General features: G+C 39.1%; 22 protein-coding genes. 16 read left to right on the top strand and 6 right to left on the bottom strand.

The genetic code is table 11. The features are described 5' to 3' along the window. Positions 1 to 39: 39 nt before the first annotated feature. The 4 genes from RE409_RS25065 to RE409_RS25050 all read left to right on the top strand — a co-directional run bounded on the left by RE409_RS25065 (position 40) and on the right by RE409_RS25050 (position 3659). The gene (locus tag RE409_RS25065; protein WP_201222753.1) at positions 40 to 1203 is read left to right on the top strand and encodes an iron-containing alcohol dehydrogenase; all 1164 of its coding nucleotides are present in this window, start codon (positions 40 to 42) and stop codon (positions 1201 to 1203) included. Positions 1204 to 1356: 153 nt separating this feature from the next. Continuing rightward, entirely contained in the window at positions 1357 to 2703 is a 1347-nt protein-coding gene (locus RE409_RS25060; protein WP_201222755.1) for a glucose-6-phosphate isomerase, read from the top strand. Between the two features lie 288 nt (positions 2704 to 2991). After that, the gene (locus tag RE409_RS25055; protein WP_201187149.1) at positions 2992 to 3183 is read left to right on the top strand and encodes a hypothetical protein; all 192 of its coding nucleotides are present in this window, start codon (positions 2992 to 2994) and stop codon (positions 3181 to 3183) included. 71 nt (positions 3184 to 3254) lie between these two features. Next, complete coding sequence (locus tag RE409_RS25050; protein WP_056525664.1) at positions 3255 to 3659, top strand: YugN-like family protein; 405 nt, start codon at positions 3255 to 3257, stop codon at positions 3657 to 3659. Here the strand turns inward: RE409_RS25050 and RE409_RS25045 are convergent. Further along, positions 3656 to 4648 carry a potassium channel family protein gene (locus RE409_RS25045; RefSeq protein ID WP_201254054.1) on the bottom strand — a complete coding sequence of 331 codons (993 nt, stop codon included), beginning with the start codon at positions 4646 to 4648 and terminating at the stop codon, positions 3656 to 3658. The two genes, RE409_RS25050 and RE409_RS25045, sit on opposite strands and share 4 nt — an antisense overlap. A gap of 441 nt (positions 4649 to 5089) precedes the next feature. Next, positions 5090 to 6376, bottom strand: coding sequence for a glycoside hydrolase family 18 protein (locus tag RE409_RS25040; protein ID WP_201187145.1), 1287 nt, complete (start codon positions 6374 to 6376; stop codon positions 5090 to 5092). A gap of 168 nt (positions 6377 to 6544) precedes the next feature. Here RE409_RS25040 and RE409_RS25035 point away from each other — a divergent pair, with 168 nt between their 5' ends. Further along, positions 6545 to 6748, top strand: coding sequence for an alpha/beta-type small acid-soluble spore protein (locus RE409_RS25035; RefSeq protein WP_053348762.1), 204 nt, complete (start codon positions 6545 to 6547; stop codon positions 6746 to 6748). Positions 6749 to 6811: 63 nt separating this feature from the next. On the opposite strand, the gene RE409_RS25030 is transcribed toward RE409_RS25035, so the two are convergent. Further along, positions 6812 to 7555 (bottom strand): glycerophosphodiester phosphodiesterase, encoded by a 744-nt coding sequence (locus RE409_RS25030; RefSeq protein WP_201187143.1) that lies wholly within the window; start codon positions 7553 to 7555, stop codon positions 6812 to 6814. 151 nt (positions 7556 to 7706) lie between these two features. Here RE409_RS25030 and RE409_RS25025 point away from each other — a divergent pair, with 151 nt between their 5' ends. The 4 genes from RE409_RS25025 (at position 7707) to RE409_RS25010 (ending at position 12002) form a co-directional block, all read left to right on the top strand. Then, positions 7707 to 8534: an undecaprenyl-diphosphate phosphatase gene (locus tag RE409_RS25025; protein WP_274608138.1), complete on the top strand. Its 828-nt coding sequence runs from the start codon at positions 7707 to 7709 to the stop codon at positions 8532 to 8534. A gap of 375 nt (positions 8535 to 8909) precedes the next feature. Next, positions 8910 to 10232, top strand: coding sequence for an APC family permease (locus RE409_RS25020; RefSeq protein ID WP_309558249.1), 1323 nt, complete (start codon positions 8910 to 8912; stop codon positions 10230 to 10232). Between the two features lie 148 nt (positions 10233 to 10380). After that, positions 10381 to 11574, top strand: coding sequence for an MFS transporter (locus tag RE409_RS25015; RefSeq protein WP_201222763.1), 1194 nt, complete (start codon positions 10381 to 10383; stop codon positions 11572 to 11574). Positions 11575 to 11663: 89 nt separating this feature from the next. Further along, positions 11664 to 12002 (top strand): hypothetical protein, encoded by a 339-nt coding sequence (locus RE409_RS25010; protein WP_201187138.1) that lies wholly within the window; start codon positions 11664 to 11666, stop codon positions 12000 to 12002. A 295-nt stretch (positions 12003 to 12297) separates the two neighbouring features. On the opposite strand, the gene RE409_RS25005 is transcribed toward RE409_RS25010, so the two are convergent. Further along, positions 12298 to 12441: a hypothetical protein gene (locus RE409_RS25005; protein WP_201187137.1), complete on the bottom strand. Its 144-nt coding sequence runs from the start codon at positions 12439 to 12441 to the stop codon at positions 12298 to 12300. Positions 12442 to 12586: 145 nt separating this feature from the next. Here RE409_RS25005 and RE409_RS25000 point away from each other — a divergent pair, with 145 nt between their 5' ends. The 3 genes from RE409_RS25000 (at position 12587) to RE409_RS24990 (ending at position 16929) form a co-directional block, all read left to right on the top strand. Further along, positions 12587 to 13453, top strand: a complete 867-nt coding sequence (locus RE409_RS25000) for an STAS domain-containing protein (RefSeq protein WP_309558248.1) — start codon at positions 12587 to 12589, stop codon at positions 13451 to 13453. Between the two features lie 420 nt (positions 13454 to 13873). Continuing rightward, positions 13874 to 14305 (top strand): hypothetical protein, encoded by a 432-nt coding sequence (locus RE409_RS24995; protein ID WP_056525647.1) that lies wholly within the window; start codon positions 13874 to 13876, stop codon positions 14303 to 14305. 260 nt (positions 14306 to 14565) lie between these two features. Next, the gene (locus RE409_RS24990; RefSeq protein ID WP_309558247.1) at positions 14566 to 16929 is read left to right on the top strand and encodes a penicillin acylase family protein; all 2364 of its coding nucleotides are present in this window, start codon (positions 14566 to 14568) and stop codon (positions 16927 to 16929) included. A 143-nt stretch (positions 16930 to 17072) separates the two neighbouring features. On the opposite strand, the gene RE409_RS24985 is transcribed toward RE409_RS24990, so the two are convergent. Both RE409_RS24985 and RE409_RS24980 read right to left on the bottom strand, forming a co-directional pair. After that, positions 17073 to 17291: a hypothetical protein gene (locus tag RE409_RS24985; RefSeq protein ID WP_201222769.1), complete on the bottom strand. Its 219-nt coding sequence runs from the start codon at positions 17289 to 17291 to the stop codon at positions 17073 to 17075. After that, complete coding sequence (locus RE409_RS24980; RefSeq protein WP_056525642.1) at positions 17284 to 17907, bottom strand: sigma-70 family RNA polymerase sigma factor; 624 nt, start codon at positions 17905 to 17907, stop codon at positions 17284 to 17286. Before RE409_RS24980 ends, RE409_RS24985 begins: the two co-directional genes overlap by 8 nt. Positions 17908 to 18063: 156 nt before the next feature. On the opposite strand from RE409_RS24980, the gene RE409_RS24975 reads away from it, so the two are divergent. The 4 genes from RE409_RS24975 (at position 18064) to RE409_RS24960 (ending at position 24447) form a co-directional block, all read left to right on the top strand. Next, the gene (locus tag RE409_RS24975) at positions 18064 to 18225 is read left to right on the top strand and encodes a YvrJ family protein (protein WP_082527571.1); all 162 of its coding nucleotides are present in this window, start codon (positions 18064 to 18066) and stop codon (positions 18223 to 18225) included. A gap of 402 nt (positions 18226 to 18627) precedes the next feature. Next, the gene (locus RE409_RS24970; RefSeq protein ID WP_309558246.1) at positions 18628 to 19464 is read left to right on the top strand and encodes a GNAT family N-acetyltransferase; all 837 of its coding nucleotides are present in this window, start codon (positions 18628 to 18630) and stop codon (positions 19462 to 19464) included. A 158-nt stretch (positions 19465 to 19622) separates the two neighbouring features. Next, a complete protein-coding gene (locus RE409_RS24965; RefSeq protein WP_201187134.1) occupies positions 19623 to 20081 on the top strand; it encodes a DinB family protein in 459 nt (152 codons plus the stop codon). 547 nt (positions 20082 to 20628) lie between these two features. Continuing rightward, a complete protein-coding gene (locus tag RE409_RS24960) occupies positions 20629 to 24447 on the top strand; it encodes a bifunctional 2',3'-cyclic-nucleotide 2'-phosphodiesterase/3'-nucleotidase (protein ID WP_309558245.1) in 3819 nt (1272 codons plus the stop codon). Positions 24448 to 24883 lie beyond the last annotated feature (436 nt).

The following is a 24883-nucleotide window of genomic DNA, read 5'->3' as shown; positions in this document are numbered from 1 at the left end:
TGAAAAAGAGGACAATGTGTCATAAAAGGAGAGAATGTATTGGAGAATTTTACTTATAAAAATCCTACTAAATTAATTTTTGGGAAAAATCAGCTTGAAAGTCTAAAAACAGAAATTCCACCCTTTGGTGATAAAGTGTTACTTGTATACGGCGGTGGAAGTATAAAGAAAAATGGTCTGTATGATAAGGTAATCACAGCATTAAGGGAGATTAATGCGGAAGTACATGAACTTGCCGGAGTTGAACCGAATCCACGCATTTCTACAGTCCGTAAAGGTGTGGAGCTTTGTAAGGAGCATCAAATCGACTTTGTACTTGCAGTTGGCGGAGGAAGCGTTATTGACGCTACAAAGGCCATTGTTGCAGGTGCGAAATATAAGGGAGACCCATGGGATCTCGTAATTAAAAAGGCACCAGTGAATGAAGCCCTTCCGTTTGGCACAGTGCTGACTATAGCCGCAACTGGTTCTGAAGCAAATCCAGGTTCTGTCATAACAAATTGGGAAACGAAAGAGAAATACGGATGGGGAAGTCCTTTAGTTTATCCGCAATTCTCCATTTTAGATCCCGTAAATACTTTTTCGGTTCCAAAAAATCAAACGGTCTACGGAATGGTTGATATGATGTCACATGTGTTTGAATCATATTTTCATCCAGAAACCCATGCACCTCTTCAGGACCGCTTTTGTGAATCTCTCTTGTTGACGGTCATCGAAACGGCTCCAAAGCTATTGGAAGACCTGGAGAATTATGAGCACCGGTCTACGGTATTATATGCGGGAACACTTGCCTTAAACGGATCTCTAGGGGTTGGTTACAACGGCGATTGGGCTACACATAATATTGAACATGCAGTTTCGGCGGTATATGATATCCCCCATGCTGGAGGATTGGCTATCCTATTTCCAAATTGGATGAAACATGTGCTCCATGAAAATGTCAACCGTTTCAAGCAGGTTGCAGTCCGCGTATTTAATGTAGATCCGAATGGTAAAACGGATGAGGAAGCTGCGCTTGAGGGCATTGAACGACTTCGTACATTTTGGAGCAGCTTAGGGGCGCCGACACGTCTTGCGGATTATGGTATCGACGACTCGCAGTTAGAGATCATGGCCGATAAAGCCATGAGCAGAGGAGATTTTGGCCAATTTAAAGTGTTGAATCGCGAAGATGTTCTTGCCATTTTACGGGCTTCGTTATAATTCGAGTTATAAAGCTGAGTTCTCCCATCACAAATGGTGGGAGAAATTCTTAAACGAAGGGTATAATCTGATGTTTACTTTATCGATTCCTTGATTATGATTAATACATCAGATAAAGTGAAAGAGAATCTTAAAATTAGAGGAGGAATTGGCTTGGCCCATTTACATTTCGATTATTCAAAGGCTCTACCGTTTTTTGGAAAGCATGAAATGACTTATTTACAGGATGCTGTAAAAGTGGCACACCATTCTCTGCATGAACAGACAGGGGCAGGCAATGAGTATCTTGGCTGGATTGATTTACCTGCTAATTATGATAAGGAAGAATTCTCAAGGATTAAAAAAGCAGCCGCTAAAATAAAAGATGATTCAGATGTGCTATTGGTTATCGGAATTGGCGGATCCTACTTAGGGGCACGTGCTGCCATTGAGATGCTTCAACATAGTTTTTATAATCTTTTGCATTCGGACAAAAGAAATACACCACAAATTATATTTGTCGGTAACAATATCAGCTCTACATATATGCAAGATGTTATGGATTTATTGGCGGATAAGGATTTCTCCATCAATGTAATTTCAAAATCGGGCACGACAACTGAACCTGCTCTTGCGTTCCGAATTTTCCGGAAACTGCTCGAACAAAAATATGGTGTCGAAGAAGCGAAAGGCCGGATTTATGCGACCACTGATAAAGAAAAGGGCGCTTTAAAAACGGTAGCAACTGAAGAGGGCTTCCAAACCTTCGTTATTCCTGACGATGTTGGTGGCCGTTATTCAGTATTAACAGCAGTAGGGTTGCTTCCAATTGCAGTGAGCGGTGCAGATATCGACCAAATCATGGAGGGTGCCGAACATGCAAGAGTGGACTTCAGTTCTTCTGAGCTAGCTGATAATCAGGCATACCAGTATGCAGTGGTCCGCAACGTTCTATACAATAAAGGTAAGACTATTGAAATGCTGATAAACTATGAGCCTGGACTTCAGTACTTTTCCGAGTGGTGGAAGCAGTTATTCGGAGAGAGTGAAGGGAAAGACCAAAAAGGAATTTTCCCTGCATCCGCCAACTTTTCAACTGACCTGCATTCATTAGGACAGTATGTTCAGGAAGGACGCCGCGATCTTTTTGAAACGGTCATCAAAGTGGAAAAAGCTCGTCATGAAATTTTAATTGAGGAAGCGGACAATGACTTGGATGGTTTGAATTATTTGGCGGGAGAAACGGTGCAATTTGTCAATAATAAAGCTTTCGAAGGTACGCTGTTAGCTCATACAGACGGTGGTGTTCCAAATCTGATTTTATCGGTGCCGCAGCTGGATGCGTATACATTTGGCTATCTCGTATATTTCTTCGAGAAAGCTTGTGCGATGAGCGGTTACCTACTAGGGGTCAATCCATTTGATCAGCCTGGAGTGGAAGCGTATAAGGTGAACATGTTTGCCCTTCTAGGTAAACCAGGTTATGAAAAGAAAAAAGAGGAGCTCGAACAGCGCCTATAAGCATTTATTAAAAAAGGTATCAAGCTGGATTACACTGTCCAAGCTTGATACCTTTTTTGTTTTTATCTAATTTTAGTAAATGTAAATCAAGGGGAAGTTAAAATACATCCCTGATAATGGTAATCACAATATTAAAATAGAAGTGAGGGATTATGATGCAAGTATCATCGACGACATATTAGGTTCTACAAGTTCTGCAATGGGTAGCTTCTCAGTGCCATCAAAGTGCTTGAGAAACAGAGGAGTGAGCTCTAGGGTGATATTCAGGAAGCTTACCTATCGGATGAAATGGCTGAAGCAATGCAGCAGAAGGTCCAGCAGCTGCAACAAGAAAAGCAGCAAATTGAGACAAATACATCTATTGCAAATGGACGAGACAAAAGAAGCAATAAAGGTGAAGAGACTACGAAAAAGAGTGGGGATAGCTTGGAAATCAGTGACAAAGCTAATCTCCTCTATGCTCAAACGAGGGAGGAATAGTAGTAATCCTCAGGTTTTTTTAAAGCCTTTTTGGTTATGCTAATAAAAAATTAGCGAAAGAGGTTTTTACAATGATTAAAATATCTTCTGAGTTGGAAGGGAAAACATTCGGTTTATTTGATCTGGAGACGAAGTTAAAACCAGAAGGCTATGTGATAGGCGGAGGCTGGGACTATGACCATGGATCTTTTGATTATAAAATGGATGACAGTGATGGTTATCAATTTTTAAGAATTCCTTTCAAGGCTGTTGATGGGTCTCTTGATACGGATGGGGTGATGGTAGAACTTTTACAACCGTTTTTGTTATCTCATAAGTACGAGGATGGTACTGACGATGAAGGAAATATAGGTAACATTGCAGCCTCCTTCAATCAGTTTGCCGAACCGGAAAATCCAGATGCGGAGTTTCCGGAGAACTATATCTCATACGGAAAATCACTAGTCCATGATTTGGAAAAGCTTTTAATACATTAATCTTCAATGATTAGTAGGGTGTCATTATGATGAATGATTATATCTGCAGGGGGTTTGATAATTGTCTCGCCTCCTGAAATGATACCGACTAATAAAATGTTTTTATCAAATAACTTAACGCTCAATTCTTTGAACGACAAACCTGTCCATTCGATATGAATGGGCAGCTGTTTAATGTTCAAACTCCACTTTTCTATTTTCTCTTCAAACTCTCCTGCCATCCCTTTCCATAAACAATCCTGCATATATTCACTTGCAAACTTATTTGTTTCTACGATACCGTCTGCTCCAGCTCGTAAAGCATTTTCCTTTTGTTCCTGCGTTAAAATTTCTACTAGACAATACACATTCGGATTTAGTCCTTTGACCGCTAGTAACGTTAAAATCGAGAACATGTCGGTTTGAAGTTCATTTTGCTTTAGATCAGCAGTGATAAGAACTCGTATGGCTTGTTTTATATTAGCTTGTTTCAAAACGGAATCTAAGGTTGCTTTTCCTTGTATAAAGTGGATATTTGTTCTGGGAAGCGGGTGCTTTTGTAACGTATCATCTATCAGGACAATAGCTTGATGGTGCTTACTATCATGAATGTCACTGATGATTCTTTTAGAACGACCATTCCAGCCAACGATGATAATATGTCCTCCACTAGAGAACTCCTTTTTTCCTGTTAGATATTGCCTTTCATTGGAGATAGACATTTTAGCAATTTGAGCAAAATAAGAAGTGACCAGGCCGGCACCTGACAAAATGAGGAATATTCCAATAATCTTTCCAATATCCGTCATTGGAGTGTAATCTCCATACCCTACCGTTGACATAGTTACGATTGCCCAATAGATACCATCAAGTAGGGTAGGGAAATTCCGTGGCTCAACTAGATGAATCAGTATACCAAATGAGAGTAAAAATAGCGCGATGATAGAAAGCAATCTAATAAATCGCGGAATTCTTGGAAAGACGGTATTGAATGGTTTGATTCGAATCATGTTTTTCACACCCCCTAGATGTACCTTTTTAGTATGGACAAAAAAGGAATAGCTCATAAGGATTGGCTGGACAAATTTTGAATGAGTCCCTCTCATGAAAAAAATTTGTCATTATAGTAACAAGGAGTATAGAAGAATCTGAGGGTGAAAACCTGGGTATTATGACGACATTGGATCCAAAGTACCTTCTAGATCAAGGGTTCATAATGCAAACTGAAAAATTTCTTGATGGATTCCTTGATTTTGTCGAGACTGATATCAAAAAGGTTAAAAGCCTAAGCTTCAGCAGGCGATTAAGGAGGAAAAATGATAAAAGCCTTCCGTTAAACGACGGAAGGCTTTTATAGATGAGTCACGTATCCTGGAACTGGACTTTATGCTCGATGTTAGATTATATGCAACACTTTCCGCGATATTCCTGAAAGTTTTACGATTGGCGATTCAAACCCTTCTTCGTACGTTAAAGTTATCGCTTATAAGAAGCCAGTTTTGAGGGAAGGCTAGACCGAGCTTCCAATAACTCATACCTCTTAGATTCAATTCTTTGATTAAATCAAACTTTGCCTGAATAGATCGTGCATCTTCAAACCAGACCTCATGCTGTTTATCCTCAACGTCTGTATATCTAAAATGAGGAGCCTGCGCTTTTTCATCATACTCGATTGATACGTTATTGGTTGCTGCAATCTGGATGGCCTGCTGTGGACTGATGGCCTTGGCAATGGAACCCTGCACAAAGGGCAATGTCCAATCATAGCCATATAGATTTTGCCCCATCAGGATTTTGTTGGCTGGAATATCCGTGATGGCATATTCGAGAACATCGCGGACAGGGCCTATTGGTGATACAGCCATTGCGGGCCCGCCGCTATATCCCCATTCATATGTCATGATGATAACAAAGTCGACAATTTCACCATGTGCTTTATAGTCATGCGCTTCATACCAGCGTCCTTTTTGCTCTGCACTTGTTTTCGGGGCTAGCGCAGTTGATATGAACCATCCTTCTTTTTTGAAACGTTCCTTGGCTTTTCGGAGAAATTGATTATAGGCTTCTTTATCAGACGGCCGTAAAAACTCAAAGTCAAAGTGGATATCCCGGAAACCATATTTCTTCGCAGTTGCAACGATGTTGTTCAGGAACTTATTCTGAACGGAAGTATTCGTTAAGATGATTTGCCCGAGCTCATCGCTGAATTGGTCATTTTCCTGATTCGTGATTACCATCATTAATACATTTTTATTTTCTTTGGCAATGGTAGGAAAGTTGTTGAGCAATGGCTCCTTTAAGGAGCCGTCACGAAGCGCCTGAAAGCTGAAAGGAGCTAAATAGGTTAAATAGGGCGCAGCTTCCCTTGCAGCTGTCTCAAGGGCAGGTGCGACGGTCGTGCCCCGCGGCTCGACATAGCCATTAAATTCAGCTGTCCTTTTCTTTTGTGCAGGAATGTAGAGACGGTATCCAACGGATAAAGATTGATTTTCGGAAATACCATTTATATTTGCCAATTCTTGAACAGGGACACCAACTTTTTTAGATATCGAAGATAAACTATCGCCGGATTGCACGAAATAATAACTGCCGACAATTGGAATGACAAGGGCCTGCCCCGTAACAAGATTATTTGGGTTAGGGATCTTATTTGTTTCCACGAGCCGGTCAACGCTTACGCTATACGTCTGGGCGATGCCAAATAACGTCTGGCCAGGCCTAACCACATGAATTTGCAATTCTTTTCCCTCCTACTGAAAGTTTCCTAACAGTTTATGAGCCTAAAAAGAAATTCATGATAAAGAGCTCTGGATTGAAGGGAACGTAAAGATAAAATAATTCAATAAATTGGCAATAATAATTTAAGCTTAAAATGCTAATTAATATTAGTAGGAGGTGAAAAACACATGGCAAACAACAATAGCAGCAATCAACTAGTAGTAGCTGGTGCAGAGCAAGCTCTACAACAAATGAAGAATGAAATCGCTAGTGAATTTGGCGTAAACTTAGGTGCCGACACTACTGCTCGTGCTAACGGATCTGTTGGTGGAGAAATTACAAAACGTTTAGTGCAAATGGCTGAGCAACAATTAGGCGGATATTCTCGTTAATTAACTGAATAAAAATGGATTAGGAAGAGAAGGAGCATCGTCCTCCTTCTCTTTCGCATTATATTAGTCGCTCGTTTGCCAAGCTTTTAAGATCTTGATTGCCTTTTCAGGAAAGTCCGTCATTATCACATCGACATCCATTTCAGCGAGCCTGATAATGTCAGCTTTATTATTAGCGACCCATGGCCGGACTTTGTATCCAAGTTTCTTCGCATAGTGATTAATAGTTTCAGTCAGGCTGTTTCTATCAGGGTGGAACCCAGCTTCTTTTTTTGCGCTTAAGATTTCTTCGATGTTCTCAGGCAGTCCCTCAAACAATAAGGCCCGCTCGATTTCAGGAGCCAGCTTCTTCACCTTTTCAATTGATTGATGATTGAAGGAGGATAGAATTACCCGATTTTCCAATCGATACTGACGAATTAAATCAACAATTTTCTGTTCAATTCCTTCATATGGGAGCTTATCCGTTTTGATTTCGATATTCATCAACATTGTATTATCTATAGCCCAGTCGAAAATTTCTTTTAAAAAAGGAATCGGTTCTCCTTGGAATTCCTCAGAAAATTTGCTCCCGGCATCTGCTGTTTTCAATTTTTGTGCTGAACAATCTTTTACATAACCTAAAAGAGAAGTAGTTCGGTCAAGTGTTTCGTCATGGATAACGATCATTTCTCCATCTGAACTAAGATGGACGTCAAACTCAATTCCCTCAGCCCCGATTCGTGCTGCCTCTTTAAAAGCGGCCATAGTATTTTCAGGATGTGTTCCTTTGGACCCTCTATGGGCGAAAATTTGGATGTTTTTCAAGTTCATCACTCCTTTTAGAATTTATCTTTATACCTATCATACATGTACCCCAAATTTCTTTCAGCAATGTTTAATAGACAATATATTAAACAACTAGTACAATACTAATGGTATTTCCATAAATAGGTGTGCGAATTATGAGGTGAAAATAATGAATATGTGGGAAATCTTTGTAGCGGTTATCCTTGGACTAGTAGAAGGATTAACTGAATTTGCTCCTGTATCATCTACAGGGCATATGATTATTGTTGATGACATATGGCTGAAATCGAACGAGCTTTTTGGAAGTGAAGTGGCCAATGCATTTAAAGTTGTAATCCAGCTTGGATCGATTCTTGCTGTAGTCGTTCTCTTCTGGGGTCGATTCATGGACTTGCTTGGTTTAAGGAAAATGAAAAACCCATCTGCTCCAGGGGGGCAAAAGCTCAACCTATTGCAGATACTCGTCGGATTGTTACCGGCTGGCGTATTAGGTTTATTGTTTGAAGATTATATTGATGAAAACTTATTTAAGATGAAGACGGTTATCGTTGGATTAATCTTGGGCGCATTATTGATGATTGCTGCTGATAAATTCCGTCCAAAGATGACTGCTGAAACGGTTGATCAAATTACTTATAAACAAGCCCTTGGGGTCGGGTTAATCCAATGTTTGTCCCTATGGCCGGGATTTTCCCGCTCAGGTTCAACGATATCAGGCGGTGTGCTATTAGGTATGAGCTACCGGGCGGCTTCTGATTTCACTTTTATCATGGCAGTTCCAATCATGGCTGGTGCCAGTTTGTTGAAAATTATAAAATATTGGGATATTTTCACACCTGAAGTTCTGCCATTTTTTATCGCAGGCTTTATCAGCGCATTTATTTTTGCGTTATTCTGTATCCGCTTTTTCTTGGTTTTAATCAATAAAGTTAAATTGACTCCTTTTGCCATCTATCGGATTGTCGTGGCAGTTGTGCTTATGTTTATTTTTTGGTAATACGAACTTAATGCTTAAGGAATATCACATCCATCCCTTTTATAAGGGGTGGTTTTTTTGTATTTTTTTAAAATAATGCAGAAAGTTTTCCTTAAATATAGCGAACGATTTTATAATAAAATAATTTTTAATTCGCAATTAGTCGATAAATAATCGTTTAATTCCTAAATGTTAAAAAAATATTCGGTTTTAAGGTGTCTAATTCAGAATTAGAAAAAAATAAATGAATTTTAATAAAACGCTCTCAGTGCAGGAATACCAACAGTTTCAGACGATGATGTAATATTCAAACTATTGCATAAACTATTCCCAAATAATTTTTATGATATAATTTTAATATAAAATAAGTACATGTGTACACGTCGGGAGGACATCATGGGGAATGACCAATTGAAGAAAACGATTGGCTTTTGGGTTGGAACATCTATTGTAGTTGGTACAGTTATCGGCTCTGGTATTTTCATGAAGCCTGGTGACGTGCTTGAGTTAAGTGGTAATTCAACAATGGCTTTATTAGCTTGGTTGATTGGTGGTTTAATTACACTAGCTAGCGGATTGACAATTGCTGAAGTAAGTACACGCATTCCTAAAACGGGTGGTTTATATGTCTATTTAGAGGAAGTGTACGGAAAAGTATGGGGATTTCTGTGCGGCTGGGTTCAAACATTAGTATATGGTCCTGCAGTTATGGGCGCACTCAGTTTATATTTTGGGTTGTTAGTGGTAGGTCTATTTAATATCTCTACGGATTATACATTGTTTATAGGAATTCTAACGATTGTATTTTTAGCCGGTATGAATCTGCTAGGGACGAAATACGGCGGTATGATACAAGCATTATCGACGGTTGGTAAATTGATTCCGATTATTTTCATTGCAGTATTCGGAATTGTACAAGGTGAGATGCCTGTATTCAATATAGATAGTGAAAGTTCAATGAAAATCAGTATGGCCGGTGCCATTTTGGCTACACTTTGGGCATATGACGGCTGGATGAATGTCGGCTTCATGGCAGGCGAAATGAAAAATCCACAGAAAAATTTGCCACGAGCGATTATTACGGGAATTCTTGTGGTCATGGTTGCTTACTTAGCTGTAAACCTTGCTATGCTTCATGTATTGGGTGCAGAGGGAATTATAGCTAATGGAACAAATGCAGCAAACGTTGCGGCCACACTTCTTTTTGGAGAATTGGGTGGGAAATTAATAGCGATCGGAATATTGGTTTCAATTTTCGGTTGTTTGAACGGGAAACTTCTAACCTTTCCGCGTATAACACTAGCAATGGCGGATAATAAAATGATGCCTGGTCATAAGCAAATCAGTAAAATATCTCCCAAGTTTAAAACACCTATTAATGCAACCATTTTACAAGTGGTCATAGCGATTATTATGATGGTTGTAACAAATCCCGACAAACTTACCAATATGGCAATATTCTCTGTCTTTAGTTTTTATGGGCTTGCCTTCTTTGCGGTCTTCATCTTACGCAAAAAAGACCCGGATGCAAAAACGTATAAAGTACCTTTTTATCCGCTAGTTCCTATTATAGCGATTGCTGGTGCAGTTTATATTGTTGTGAGCACATTAATTGATACACCGTTAGATGCTCTTTACTCGGTAATTATTGTGATCGTGGGTATGCCGGTATACTGGTTGCTTACAAAAAATGAGCGGAATGAGAAGCAATCAAATTAATGATTTAAGAAAACCCTTCGCTTTTGCGGTGAAGGGTTTTTCTTATGAATCTAAAATCTTTCCGTTCAACAACTTATGGCGAAATAGACAACTCAGGCAGATAGTATTAACATAAGAGAAAGTTTAATTTTGAAAGGTTTGAACAACAGTGAATTATATTGAGCCTGCTGGTAAATCATTCAGAAAGACAATCTTGGCTTTATTTCTTGGAAGCTTTGTAACATTTGCCGATTTATATAGTACTCAACCAGTCATTCCGGTATTCGCAAAACAATTCGGAGTCTCTCCAGCGGTGGCAAGCCTGACACTATCTTTCGCTACAGGGACGCTTGCCATTTGTTTATTGCTTGTTTCCTTTTTCTCTGAAAATATCGATAGGAAAAAGATAATGGGTACAGCGCTCACATTGTCTGCATTGTTATCTATATGTGTCAGCTTTATTCAAGACGACCTATACATCTTGATCGCAATCAGAGCGGTTCAAGGAGCGGTGCTTGCAGGTTTCCCCGCGATAGCAATGGCCTATATCAGTGAAGAATTTCATCCGAAAAGTCTGGGCTATGTGATGGGAATCTACGTGAGCGGTTCGAGTATCGGCGGACTGGCGGGCAGGCTCATTGTAGGAGTGCTGACTGATCATTTCTCATGGAATATAGCGATAGGTAGTCTTGGGGCTTTGAGTTTGATTATTAGTCTAGCCTTTTGGTGGATGCTTCCTCCTTCACAGCATGCTGTTCGCAATAAAATATCGTTGTCGAGAATTAAAAATTCACTTATTAACAACTTAAGGAATACTAGACTAGTACTCTTATTCGGCATGGCATTCTTATTAATGGGCTCGTTTGTGACTGTTTATAACTTTGTAGGTATACCATTAATGGGACCACCGTATCATTTATCACAGACATTGATTGGTTTCATTTTTATTATCTATCTCGTTGGGACATTTAGTTCAACGTGGATGGGAAAGCTGGCGGACCAATTTAGTCGGAGGATCGTTCTTCTTTCCGGAATAGCCATCATGCTAATGGGTGCCCTTTTAACCTTATTAGGCCCACTTTTATTAAAAATAATGGGTCTGGCACTTTTTACATTTGGTTTTTTTGGAGCTCATTCAATTGCGAGCAGCTGGGTCGGAAGGTTAGCTAAAAAAAGTGAAAAGGCACAAGCCTCCTCTTTATACCTTTTGTTTTACTATGCAGGGTCTAGTGTCGTAGGGGCATCGGGTGGACTATTTCTGATGAAGTTCGGCTGGAGCGGGGTCATTTCAGCAGTATCCATCTTAATCATTCTCGCTGCCGTGTGTGCCATGATGGTTGAAAAGGTGAAAATCGCTCAATAAAAGTATCTTTTCTATCATATTTGCCGAATTTCTGAATATAATCTAGTGAAAACGGATAAAGAATAATAGATTGATAAGAGAAGAGGTTAGTGGATAGAGTGAAACAAAAAGTTGTAATTCTCATTGGCTTAGTAGCCGTTTTAATTATATTATTCGTTGTATACTTAACAAGTCCAAGTCGTTTGGAAAAGGTAGAGATTGTAGAAAAATACTACCCACATTTTTCCGATGGCAAGGCGGTCGGTTTTAAGACGAACGAAGTCATTGATGTGACGGAAACCGAAGAGGGATCCAATTGCGCAATGAAATTCAACAATGGGAAAACGTTGGAAATTGATTGTGACCGTTATTTAACATACAAAATTGATGAAACAGTCTATATTACTTCTGATGGGAAACAAGTAAAGGAAATTCGAAGAAAAAGGTAGTGCTCGTCAATCACACAGAATACATAAAATAACGGTAAAGCTGATTTTGTTTAAATAACAAAATCAGCTTTTTTTACTTTGATGATTTTCGAACCAATTTCGGGAAGAAGCAGCGACGCGAAACGCTTATACTGCTACAGGGGAACAATCGGCGGCCATTGAAGAGATTAGTGCTTTTGCTGAACATCGACGCACATTAGAAGGTGAAATGGATGAGATGCAATCAGTCATACGTTTAAAGTTTGGATTTTTATCCTATCCATTTAAAAACCCAGACCATAATGGACTGGGTTTTTTATTTTTTTTTCTTACTTTTACTTTTGTCCTTTTTATTGCGCTGAAGTATATCTAAGATTCTACGCTTGTTGTTTTTACTATTTATGAGTTCGACTAAATCACTCATGTTCTCAGATTCATAGTCTTGTTGATTTTTTTTCATCGGATTCCCTCCATGTCATATATCGTAATACCCTTTTGAAGACTCAGGTAAACGTCTTTTATCATATTGGTAATTTTAGGATCTTATTTCTTTTTTTAATTATAATTTGATAAAATGTGAAAAAAGCCCTGTGTGGGAGGCCTACATGGAAGAACTAAAATTGATTGGTGAGAAAATAGAAAAATTCAAATATATTTTAGCGGAACATATTGAGTTGTTTGAAGAAGAGGAATCTCCTTATAATTTGGAAGTCAGTAAAGAGGTACGGGCTCAGCTTATTCAAATTCATGCAGATGCGTTAATTCATGGAAAAGGTCAAGCAATGGAAAGTATGAAAAAAACGGGTATGGAGATTGGAAAGCAAATCGTGGATTTGGGTATTCCTTTGGATAAACATATTGAGGAAATACAGCTGGTTCGTAATCTTTTCTGGAGTTTTATTGAAGAAGAAGTAAGCAATCGCTACTATTCCATTGAAATTTTATTAAAGGCAAGTTCTATAATTGATGCAATCTTGGATCAGTTCATTCATTGCGTGAGTATAAGTTATGTGAATTATTATAAAGAAATAGCCACAGCGGCGAATGAATCATTGCAGAAAATTAAAGAAAATCAAGAAGTTATGGAAGAATTGGCAACACCAATTGTCCAGACCATTTTCAAAGACGTGCTTCTCGTACCGTTAATCGGCCGTATGGATGATTGGAGAATGGAGTCCATGCGATCGACGGTTCTCCAAAAATGTGCAGATTTACATGCAGAAGTTTTGATCTTGGATTTCTCTGGCATTACCTTTACGAAGGAAAATAATATGTTCTTGCTGCTTGATCAATTGGTAGGAGCACTGTCGCTGATGGGAACGGAAACGATGTTTGTCGGTTTTACTCCGGATGTGGTTCGGCAAATTGTCCAACTTGATTTTGCTAATCAGGTAAAATCCTTCCTATCATTCGGACAGGCTCTGGATTATATCTTTAAGCAAAGAGGGCTGGCTCTTCAACCGGTGAAATGAAGGTATCCTTTTAAAATGAGGGTATCTTTTTTATGGTACTGCTTAAAAAAGTTCCATAAACAGAGGTATAGAACTGACAGACTTTGCTTACCGTTCCTGTATGCTGCATCATAAATTAGGTTTACTTTACCTGTGTTGATTGAAGTGAAAATGAATTTTTTTATCATCATGGCAATATTTCAACATGTTATAGTAAAAAATGAAACGAATTTAGTAAATGATCAAAGGGGATAGAAGTTTATCGACCAGATGAAATGGCCGGATTACATGTGCTTGCTTCTCTTCCTTATAATTGGACATTCAAAGAGAGTTGGGTACTACTGGAAGTGCAGCAGGGCGCAAGAGTTAAAATAAAAATTGGATAAAATAAAGCGCAAAAACAAGAGCTGCCTGTAAAATAAAGGGACGGTGGAATAAATAGTGCTTTTTAAGAAAAGGGATGAACTGGATCCAAATAAAAAATGGTACAGTATAGGAATCATGACGGATCATGGGCTACAAGATGAAGAATATGATGCTTTAATAAAACGCATTCACGATTCGGTCGAAAATGTAGTTATCATATCGGATTTGGTCAGGGTAGAGTGGGATGAAGAAAAACTGCAAACCTTGAACGAACGATTTCGGTACCCGACATTTTCTGATCCTTGTTTTATTATTAATGAATTCAAATCAGTGGATATAAAAAGAGAAAGGAAGCTTCTGGAGAAAAACCATAAATGGAAGAGGCTTTTTGGTCTTCTATCCCCGATTGAATACATGGTTGCAGAGACAAAAGCGGCCCACGACTTTGACAAGGCCCTTTATTACACGGATGATGTAGACAATGCGATTGAATATCTTACAAAATAATGTTGAACACGCCGATACTCTGTTTCGGTGTGTTTTTTTATTGTTTATTCCCAGGGCGACTTTTTCGACACTGTGAAAAAGAATTTCCTTTTCCTCATTAAAAAATCGTGATACCAATACATGATGCTTGATTCCTTTTCATATTTGATAGATAACAGGAAAAATAGAGAAAATCAGGAAGGTAGTAGGAAAGATGGATAGAAACGCGAATAACTAAAGTAGAAAGAAAGAGAGCTTTAAAGGGAAAGGGAGATGTAGCAATGGAAGCTGTCGTACCTCAGCAAAAAACAAAACGGAAGTGGAGAAAACGCGTCCTATGGAGTTTAGGAATTCTGATTTTACTTTTGCTGTCTATCTTGATTGTAGCAAACGTATTTCTATCGCGCTCACTGCCGGAAACCAAGGGTGAAATATTGCTATCCGGTCTTTTGCAACCGGTTACAGTAGTGAGGGATTCCAGTGGGGTACCGCATATCAAGGCAGAAAATAATCATGATTTATATTTAGCGCAAGGGTATATTCAGGCCCAAGATCGTTTATTTCAAATGGATTTAAGCAGGCGCCAGGCTTCAGGTAGATTAAGTGAAGTGATTGGTGAGAAGACAGTTAAAAATGATAAATATTTTCGAACGCTGGGGTTGAGGCGGGCTGCTGAATCCTCCTATGCAGAGTATACAAGTGAAGGGAAAGAAGCCTTGGATGTGTTTGCCGAAGGGGTAAATCTCTATATCGATGAATTGAAGGAGGACGGAAATTGGCCGGTAGAGTTCACTTTACTTGGCTATGAGCCAGAACCCTGGACACCTGTTGATTCTCTCACTATAGGAAAATATATGGCCTTTGATTTGGGCGGGAATTGGGAAGACCAAGCGTTTAGACAGTATTTGCTGCAAACTTTTTCAAAGGAAAAAGCGTATGATTTATTCCCGAATTATCCAGAGGATGCTCCTTATATTATCAGCAAGGACGAACTTGATATTGAAAAAAGCTTTGCTGGGGCAGTTATTCCTTATGAATTCAACGGCAGCAATAATTGGGTCGTTTCGGGGAAGAAAACAGATTCAGGTCAGCCGCTTTTGGCGGATGATCCCCATCTAGGCTTAGCCACCCCGTCTGTTTGGTATCAAATGCACCTGGAGGCTCCGACTGTCAATGTGAGCGGTGTTATTTTTGCCGGGATTCCGGGAATCATTCTCGGTCATAATGAAAAGGTTGCCTGGGGTGTGACCAATACGGGGCCGGATGTTCAGGACCTGTATATCGAAAAGAGAAATCCAGCAAACGAGAATGAGTTTGCTTACAAAGATGATTGGGAAAAAGCTGATATCTTGGACGAACCGATCAAGGTGAAGGACGGTAAGACGCTCGATTATAAAGTGACGGTTACCCGCCATGGGCCGGTTGTCTCTGAGTTTGCTGGTAAAAGTGGAAAAGATACTGTCCTTGCGTTAAGGTGGACAGCACTTGATCCATCTGCCGAGCTGGAAGCGGTATTGAATATGAATAAAGCGAAAGACTGGAAAGAATTCGAAAAAGCCCTCTTGAAATTTGAAACGCCGGCACAGAATTTTGTCTTTGCTTCGGTCGATGGGACTATTGCTTATAAGGCGAACGGGAAAATCCCAATTCGGAAAAAAGGGGATAGTATGTTACCTGTCCCTGGTTGGACCGATGAATATGAATGGAAAGGCTATATCCCGTTCGATGAACTCCCAAAAACGATCAATCCAGAATCAGGATTTATTTCGACAGCAAATAATAAGGTTATATCCGATGATTATCCTTACCATATCAGCAATAACTGGGCGCAGCCATACCGTCAGATGAGGATCCAGGAGTTTTTACATGCTAATAAAAAGCTCACCACAGAGGATATGCAAAGTCTGCAGATGGATCAGTTAAACCTACAGGCTAAGGAGTTTGTCCCTCAATTTTTAGAGGTGTTGAAAGGCTCATCTGGTAAACAGGAAGACCAAGCTTTAAGAATTCTGAAGAAATGGAATAACATTGATTCTATAGATGCAGCAGCGCCGATGATTTTTAATGTCTGGATGAAAAAGATAGGGGAAGTTCTGCTAATGGATGAAATACCTGAGGAAACTCTCAACCTCTTTAATGGAAGGCGATCCGCCATTGATGAACTGCTGCGGCGGGCACTGGACGGGAAGCCAGGTCCTTGGATAGAAGAAGCTGGCGGACTTGAGCAAGTACTCGCAAAGTCATTACAACAGACATTGAAGGATCTGGAGAAATCACAGGGTAACGACATAGCTGATTGGGAGTGGGGGGATTATCACCAAGTCCGCTTTAACCATCCTCTATCGAGTGTTGCTCCGTTGAATTATTTGTTTAACAACGAAGGTGGAATTCCAGTCGGCGGCAGCAGTGTCACCGTACAGGCAGCAGCATTTCTAGATGATGGAACCGTCAATCATGGAGGCTCATGGCGCTTTGTCATCGATCTATCTGATATGAATCAAGGCTACCATCTCGTTGGTCCGGGTCAATCAGGTAACGTTAAAAGCAAATGGTTCCACGATCAGCTTGATGATTGGACTGACGGAACCTATCATAAAACCGTATTAGATCATCCAAAAGGCGATAAACTGATATTAAACCCATAAGAATTAGCGTAACCTTACTTGCTTTGATAGAAGTAAGGCTTTTTATGATACTGGAGTGATGCGATTAAGTGCTTAATTGACACAATACATGGCAGCGGTAAAAAAGAGTACCAAGTCCAGCATGAGCTGAACTTGGTACTCTTTTAACGTTTTTGTTTAGTTAAGAATTCTGCAAGGAACTCTTCGAAATTTGGTGCTTCGATAGCGGCTATTTTTTCGTATGATTCAATGATTTTGAGTTTGATATCTTGCTCTAGGTCATTTCTGTCTTGATAATGTGTGTTTTTTAATGATTTTTTTATTTTAGGATTCAAAGAATCAATTAGGTCAATTAATTCTTCTTTTGAGAGTTTTTTATCCACAATACCTTTTCTCCTTCCTATCATAAACATCATTCATATAGTACTTTTGCAGTTTTTTGAGAGCTTGTTTACGTATGCTTGAAATATTCTGAGGTGACTCATGAAAATAAGCCGCAATTTCTTTGTTGGATAGTCCATAGGTAAAGGCCATGGTTAGTACCAGGTTTTGCTTGGTTGTTAAATTTTTTAAGGCTTCTATCAATTTTTCATCACTTATGTGGGAGGATAGTTCATCGGTTTCCCCCATCTTTTCAAGTCGTCCATCCAAGTTGCCAATTCGGTCAATCATTCTTCCGGTATCCTTTGGTGTCGCATCAAGTACCATTCGATAGCGTTCCCGTTGTTTTCGTGCTCTTTTATCAAAATCAACTGAGAAGAAGTAAATTAAAGAGCACATGTATTTGTATACTCTTGCCCGATAATAGAAAATTTTAAAGGTCTCGTTGAGATGACCAATGTTGTGTGTAGAAGGGGAATCTAAAGTATCAGTGAAAATTTTTAAATGCTCTGGATTCTGTAAAAATAATTGAATGATTGGCTGTTCGAAGAATGACGAATAATGCTGTTGTAAAAATTCTAATGAATGAGAAAAGAAATGAGAAGTTAACTTGTTCATTGCTATCCCTCCTTTAATTATTAAAGTGATAGACAAGGGGAATAAATCAATTATATACGAACATTCGTTCTTTTTACCATAAATCAATAGTGCTAGATTGATTTTCTGAAACAAGTTTCACTTTAGATATCAGATACAAGAAAAGGGGTGAAGAGGATGATGATTGAGGATGCTACTATGTGGGTGTCATTAGTTAGCGATTTTGGCTATCCATTCGTCGTTTCTATGTTTTTGCTCTTCCGCTTCGGTAAAAAATTAAAAGAACTGACAACGGACGTCGAGAACTTAAAAAAGTCCGCTCATAAAACGAAACGATAACCTCAGGACGTTACGTCGCTAGGTAGTGAAAACCGAATTTCGGATTCTATACAAAAGAGGATCCGAAATTCGGGTATAAAGAATTCGGGACGATGGAAAGTGAGTCCATTAAATTCCTCCTTTTGAGTCGGATAGGGATAATGATACTCCATTATTTGGAATATACCATAAAATGGGTGATAAATAATCGTCAAATTGAATCATTTTACTACTATAATTCATCCGACAATAGAATTAGGTAGGAAATCCTCCTCTCATACGATTTTAGTTTTATAGGTTAAAGTGAAAATACTTTTAAAAAAACAACTTTAATAAATAAACTTATAGAAAGCTTGCAGCATCCCAATAAAGGGTGCTGCTTTTCTTATTTTTTTGGTAATAAACTGATATTATGGAAAAGGGGTGACAATTTTGAACAAAAAACAGCTCGATGATATCGAAAGTCTGCAACAGAGATGTGAACAGGAAGATTTTACTTTAAAGCTAAATTGGGAGACGCTTCGCAGCCGAAATGGTGTAATGAAGAATGATTTCTTTCATTACGTGGGAGTCAAACTTGTCGGTTTTCTTGGTCTTTATGATTTCGGGAATAAAGTAGAGATGTGTGGGATGGTTCATCCAGACTTCCGGAGGCAAGGGATTTTTACAGATTTAATGGACGAAGCTTTAAGGACTGCTTTGCAGCGGGACTATAAGCTAATTATCCTGAATACCCCTGCCCAATCTCATTCAGGGCAGGGGTTTATGAAGCAACTGCCATGTGAGTTTTCCTTTTCTGAGTATCAAATGAAATGGTCAAACATGGAGCTGGATAATTATGAGGATGTGGTCGTTCGTCCTTCAAACAGAGATGATGCGGAAACGGAAATTCAGCTGGATGTTCATTGTTTTAAGTTTTCGGAAAAAGAAGCGCGAGATTATTATCAACGTGTTCAAATCGAGGATACTTTGAAAACAATGATGATTGAAAAAGATGGTCGAGCGGTCGGTAAAATCCGTGTTGATCATTCGGGCGGAGAAGCATGGATTTATGGATTTGCAATTTTTCCGGAATACCAGGGAAAAGGGCTTGGCAGAAAGGTGCTGAAAAGGATTGTAGCCGAACAACGGCAACTTGGGTATGATATTTTTCTTGAAGTAGAAGCAACCAATGATCATGCTTTAAGACTTTATGAATCTTGCGGATTCAAAACCGTTCAACGCCAGGATTATTATCAGTATAAAAAGTTAGAAGGCTGAATGACATAATTGTATGAATGGATTCAATGGTCCAACTTAAAAACGGTATGTCAGTTAAAACTAAGTGAGATATCTGACTGAGTAAATAAATAGAAACAAAAAGCATTGAGGAATTCGCAAGATGATGCTTGGGTGAAGGTACATAAGGGGGGAATAGGATGCTAACGTTATTCACCTATAACTGGCAGGTGAGAAGAGAGTGGTTTGAGTGGTGCCAGACTGTATCGAGTGCTGAACTTTTACGGCAGCGGAGTGGTGGGATGGGCACTATCTTAAAAACACTCGTTCATATTATTGATGTTGAATACAGTTGGATTCGGACGATTCAAGGGAAGCCAGATAGAGAGATTGATATGGATTCTTACAATACAATCGAGAAGGTAAAAGGCTTATCGGAACGTTATCATTCTGAAGTGAAAGTTTTTTTGTACTCGTATTCACCTGATTGGGAGAATGAGATAGTTGAGCCTTCTTGGATGGAGGGGACATATGAAATAGGCAGGATATTACGCCATCTGATTGCCCATGAAATTCATCATATTGGCCAGCTGTCTATCTGGTCGAGGGAAATCGGAATCAAACCGGTATCTGCCAGTGTGATTGATCGAGTTTTGTAAGTTCTTATTTAAGCATGAAAGAAACCGGTAAAGGAACCTGCTTTACCGGCTTTTTAGATATTTAATTCCTATCGTTTTTTCATAATGGAGGATTAAGGATTGAAAAGTAGGGAATAAACTTATTTTTCTTAAACACATCAGTCCTGCTTTTAGTAAGCGGATTATCCGGATTGCAGTCTGCATCTGTTGATCATGCTTTCATTCTATAAGACGCTTCAAAAGGATTACACACTGTCACATAAAACCGTTCCAATTAGAAAAAGAGCTGCAGAGAAAGAAGAAACTACAAGTTAATCTATAATTAGTAGGCTGGCTCATATGCCTCTTTGCATGTATTAAAGGGAGATTACCTACTATGATTCGGTAAAATTTATTAATAATTACATATATTTGAAAGTCAATAGCGTCACAGGTTTTAAAATGAATTAGCTAAAATAGTACTTTTTATTATAGTTTCTTAAAATTGAGGTAAATTGTGACACTTTTTCGACAAAATCATGTTATATTATTCTAGAATTTTACAAAAAATATAGAAGGGTTGTGAAGTATGTCGTTTAAGTCCAATGTAAAAAAAATACTAGCCCCGGTTCTTGCTGTGAGTTTAATTACGACTCCATTTACCGTACCGATGGAGGCATCCGCCAAAGAGGCTGCCAAGAAACCTGTCACGACTAAACCGTTTGTCATCTCATCTCCTACTGTTAATTATACAAATGGGGCAAAAGCTACAGTAACGGTCACACCGAAAAAAGGAAATACGGGGAAGGAAACTGTTGTCTTCCAGCTAATGAATGGAAAGAAGGTTGTTTCACAGTCAGCTGTTGAGACTGATATTAAATCAGCCCAGAAATTTTCCGCATACTTCAACTCGTACAAATCAGGTTATTGGATTAAGATATCCGTAGTCTCCAAGTATAACGGCAATACGAGCAATTTTGGCACCAGCCTAGCAACCTCCGTTTCCGATGCCCCGTTTGAACTAAGGATTATGGAAACGACAGATATACACACAAATCTAGTAAGCTATGATTATTATAAAGATGCTGTATCAGATTCAGTCGGCTTTTCACGCACAGCAACTTTAATCAAGCAGGCGAGAAAAGAAGTGAAAAATAGTGTTTTAGTAGATAATGGGGACCTTATTCAAGGTACACCGCTTGGTACATACAAAGCGAAGGTAGTTCCACTGAAGAAAGGTGAAGTCCACCCTGTCTATAAAGCAATGAATTTGCTTAATTATGATGTAGCTACATTTGGCAATCACGAATTCAACTATGGGTTGTCCTATTTAGATGAAGCCATCAACGATGCGAACTTCTCTTATGTAAATGCAAATATTTATAAAAAGGATAAAGATAAAAATCCAAAAAACGACAAAAATAAATATACCCCTTATAAAATTGTCACCAAGAAAGTAAAAGATATTAATGGAGCTGAAAAATCCGTAAAAGTAGGCTACATAGGATTTGCTCCGCCACAAATCATGGATTGGGATAAAACGAACCTTGATGGTAAGGTCGTTACAAAAGAAATCGTCACAACAGCAAAAAAATATGTACCTGAAATGAAGAAAAAGGGCGCAGATGTCATCGTGGCGCTTACACATTCTGGTTTTAATGGCGACACAAAGAACACCGAGGATGTCATCTATTCATTAAGTAAAGTGTCTGATATCGATGCTATCACGTTCTCCCATACACATAAGGTCTTTCCGGCACAAGATGAAGCTTCTTTAGACAGCTTATTTAAAGATAGCCAAGGAAAAGTTCTTAAAGATGTGGATAATAAAAAGGGTACAATCAATGGTGTACCGGCCGTTCAAGCAGGATATGGCGGTAGTAATCTAGGGATTATCGATCTTGATATCCAGAATATCAAGGGGAAATGGAAAGTCGTTAACTCAGATTCATCAACACGAGCAATCAACGACAAAATAACAGGGAAAAAAGCAGCTGAAGATGCATCTGTCGTCAAAGCCGTTAAAAAGGAGCACGAAGGAACGATCAAGTATGTTAACACACCAATTGGAACGACTACAGCTCCAATTCATAGTTACTTCGCCCTTGTGCAAGATGATCCTTCTGTACAAGTCGTGACAAGCGCACAGAAATGGTATGTAGAAAAATACATCCAAAGCAACCGACCTGAATACAAAGACTTGCCTATTCTCTCTGTAGGAGCTCCTTTCAAAGCAGGACGAAATGGAGTCGAAGAATTCACCGAAATAAAAAAAGGTGGTTTGACAATTCGCAGCGCCGGCGACTTATATTTATACGATAATACCTTGAAAGCGATTAAAATCAAAGGTTCCGTAGTAAAAGAATGGCTTGAAATGTCTGCGGGGAAATATAATACAATTGATCCGGCTAAGACTGAGGAACAGGAATTGCTTAATGGAAAGTTTGCCGTCTATAATTTTGATGTGATTGACGGTGTTACGTATCAAATCGATGTCACTAAGGCTCCGCGTTATGATGAAAAAGGAATAAAAGTGTCAGATTCAAGCAGGATTACCAATTTAGAATATAATGGTGAAGCAGTCAATCCTAATCAGGATTTCATCGTCGTGACGAATAATTACCGTGCTTCGGGCGGTGGAAACTTCCCGGGAGTCAAGGGAAGCGAATACGTAGTTGACTCTGCGGATGAAAATCGCCAGATCTTGATGGATTACATTACACAAGAGAAGGAGATCAATCCAACCGCTGATAATAACTGGTCGATTGCCCCAATTTCAGGCAAGGTGAATGTTACGTTCACCTCATCACCAAAGGGTGCGGAATATTTAAATGAAGATAGCCCGATTTCTTATACAGGTAAAAAAGATGATAAAGGCTTTGGTATTTACAAATTCAATCTGGGGAAAGAAAACATTAAAGTGCAATTGCTTGGAATCAATGATCTTCATGGCCAGTTGGACACTACTTCTGAATTTAGTGGGGTCAAACAAGGACGTGCTGATTATTTAGCGGCGCACTTAAAGCAGCGTAAAGCTGAAAACCCTGAAAATACACTTTTACTATCAGCTGGGGATGCAGTAGGGGCAAGTGCTCCTGTTTCCTCTTTGGTCCAGGACAAACCGACGCTTCAGTTTTTAAATAATATGAAATTTGATGTAGGAACTCTCGGGAACCATGAGTTCGATAAAGGGGTAGAAACCCTGATGGCTCAAATCAATGGCGGAAAGTCACCTACATCGGATGTAGTATTTGATAAATTGAACTTTCCGTATGTGGTTGCCAATGTCGTATATAAAGACACGAAAAAACCTATTTTGGACCCTTACGTCATAAAAAAGGTCGGCGGGGTTGATATTGGTTTCATAGGTGTAGTCACGAATGCCACACCTCAAAAAGTCAGTCCGGATGGCATTAAGAATGTGGAATTTATAGAACAGGCACCTGCCGTAAATAAGGCGGTTAATGAGTTGAAGAAAAAAGGTGTAAAATCAATTGTCGTCATCTCGCATGACCCAGGTACTGAAAAAGACGGTGTCATTACTGGTGAAGTAGCGGATCTTGCCAAAGCGGTAGATGATGAAGTCGATGTAATTTTAGCTGGAGATAATCATGCAAGGGTCAATAACTATGTAGATAATAAATTGATTGTACAAGCTTATTCTTATGGAACGGCTTTTGAAGATGTTGATTTGGAAATCGATCCAAACACAAAGGATATTGTTAAAAAGTCAGCCGAAATTGTTACAGTTACACAAGATGGCATCACGCCAGATGCTGGGACGACTAAATTTATTAACGGTTATCTAGACATGTTCCCTGAATTGAAAACCCCACTAGGGACAACGGATGAGAAATTTTTAAGAGCCAATGCCTATACACAAGAAACTGGTCTTGGGAATTTAATTGCGGACTCCATGAAGGCCGATTTGAAATCTGATTTTGCCTTCATGAATCCAGGTGGAATTCGCGCAGATATTCCAAAAGGAGAAGTTACCTTTTCTGATTTAGCGAAAATCCAGCCGTTCGGAAATGTGTTGGTCCGACTTGAACTAACTGGGGCTGAAGTGAAAACATTGCTTCAACAGCAATGGATTGTTGAAGGCTCTCCGAAAACGTTACAAATCTCAGGATTGAGCTATACGGCCGATTTCAGTAAACCTGTCACGGAACGTGTCACTTTATTGAAGAAAGCGGATGGAACGCCAATTGAGGATACAGAAACTTACACCGTGACCGTCAATGACTTCATGGCAAGCGGTGGCGATAATTATACCGTTTTAAAAGGAAAAGAGCGTGTGTTTGGACATGCTGATCTAGAGGCTTTCGTTAACTATGTGAAAGATACCTTTAAAGGTGGAAAGATCACGGCAGGTATAGAAGGCAGAATTACGAATATCAATAATTAATTGAAGATTACCAGTCAAATTAAAGTTTACTCGTGAATTTGGTGTGTTTACTCGTAAGTTTTATGTATTTACTCGTGAATTTGCAGGATTTACTCGCAAAAATATTAAAAAGAGAGCGTTCCGTAATACAAAGGGACGCTCTCTTTTCTATTAATTTTTCTGAACATACAAAAGTTCGGGAACATTACTATTCCTGCTATACGGTCGCATCTCGAAAGCAGTTGAATTAATGAGTGTCAGTAAGGTTGTTCCGTGCAGGGTATCATGAAAAGTATTTATTATCTAAAAGTATTAAAAATTGGAAAATAGGCATGATAATAGTGAAGACATCTAGCACTTCATTAGGTAACACTATAAACTTGGAGTGTTAAAAGAAAGTGACCAATTCATGCAACCGGATAATAAAAAAAAGGGAGAAAACCCTGTATTTGAAAAC

It is taken from the genome of Peribacillus sp. R9-11, assembly GCF_031345095.1.
Lineage (GTDB): Bacteria > Bacillota > Bacilli > Bacillales > DSM-1321 > Peribacillus > Peribacillus butanolivorans.
This window is presented reverse-complemented; position numbering and strand designations above follow the sequence as displayed.

Coding starts and splice junctions, on each gene's coding strand:
- RE409_RS25055 (WP_201187149.1), top strand. CDS start 2,992: ATGGCTGAAGCAATGCAGCAGAAGGTCCAGCAGCTGCAACAAGAAAAG.
- RE409_RS25050 (WP_056525664.1), top strand. CDS start 3,255: ATGATTAAAATATCTTCTGAGTTGGAAGGGAAAACATTCGGTTTATTT.
- RE409_RS25045 (WP_201254054.1), bottom strand. CDS start 4,648: ATGATTCGAATCAAACCATTCAATACCGTCTTTCCAAGAATTCCGCGA.
- RE409_RS25035 (WP_053348762.1), top strand. CDS start 6,545: ATGGCAAACAACAATAGCAGCAATCAACTAGTAGTAGCTGGTGCAGAG.
- RE409_RS25025 (WP_274608138.1), top strand. CDS start 7,707: ATGAATATGTGGGAAATCTTTGTAGCGGTTATCCTTGGACTAGTAGAA.
- RE409_RS25020 (WP_309558249.1), top strand. CDS start 8,910: ATGGGGAATGACCAATTGAAGAAAACGATTGGCTTTTGGGTTGGAACA.
- RE409_RS25005 (WP_201187137.1), bottom strand. CDS start 12,441: ATGAAAAAAAATCAACAAGACTATGAATCTGAGAACATGAGTGATTTA.
- RE409_RS25000 (WP_309558248.1), top strand. CDS start 12,587: ATGGAAGAACTAAAATTGATTGGTGAGAAAATAGAAAAATTCAAATAT.
- RE409_RS24990 (WP_309558247.1), top strand. CDS start 14,566: ATGGAAGCTGTCGTACCTCAGCAAAAAACAAAACGGAAGTGGAGAAAA.
- RE409_RS24980 (WP_056525642.1), bottom strand. CDS start 17,907: ATGAACAAGTTAACTTCTCATTTCTTTTCTCATTCATTAGAATTTTTA.
- RE409_RS24975 (WP_082527571.1), top strand. CDS start 18,064: ATGATGATTGAGGATGCTACTATGTGGGTGTCATTAGTTAGCGATTTT.
- RE409_RS24965 (WP_201187134.1), top strand. CDS start 19,623: ATGCTAACGTTATTCACCTATAACTGGCAGGTGAGAAGAGAGTGGTTT.
- RE409_RS24960 (WP_309558245.1), top strand. CDS start 20,629: ATGTCGTTTAAGTCCAATGTAAAAAAAATACTAGCCCCGGTTCTTGCT.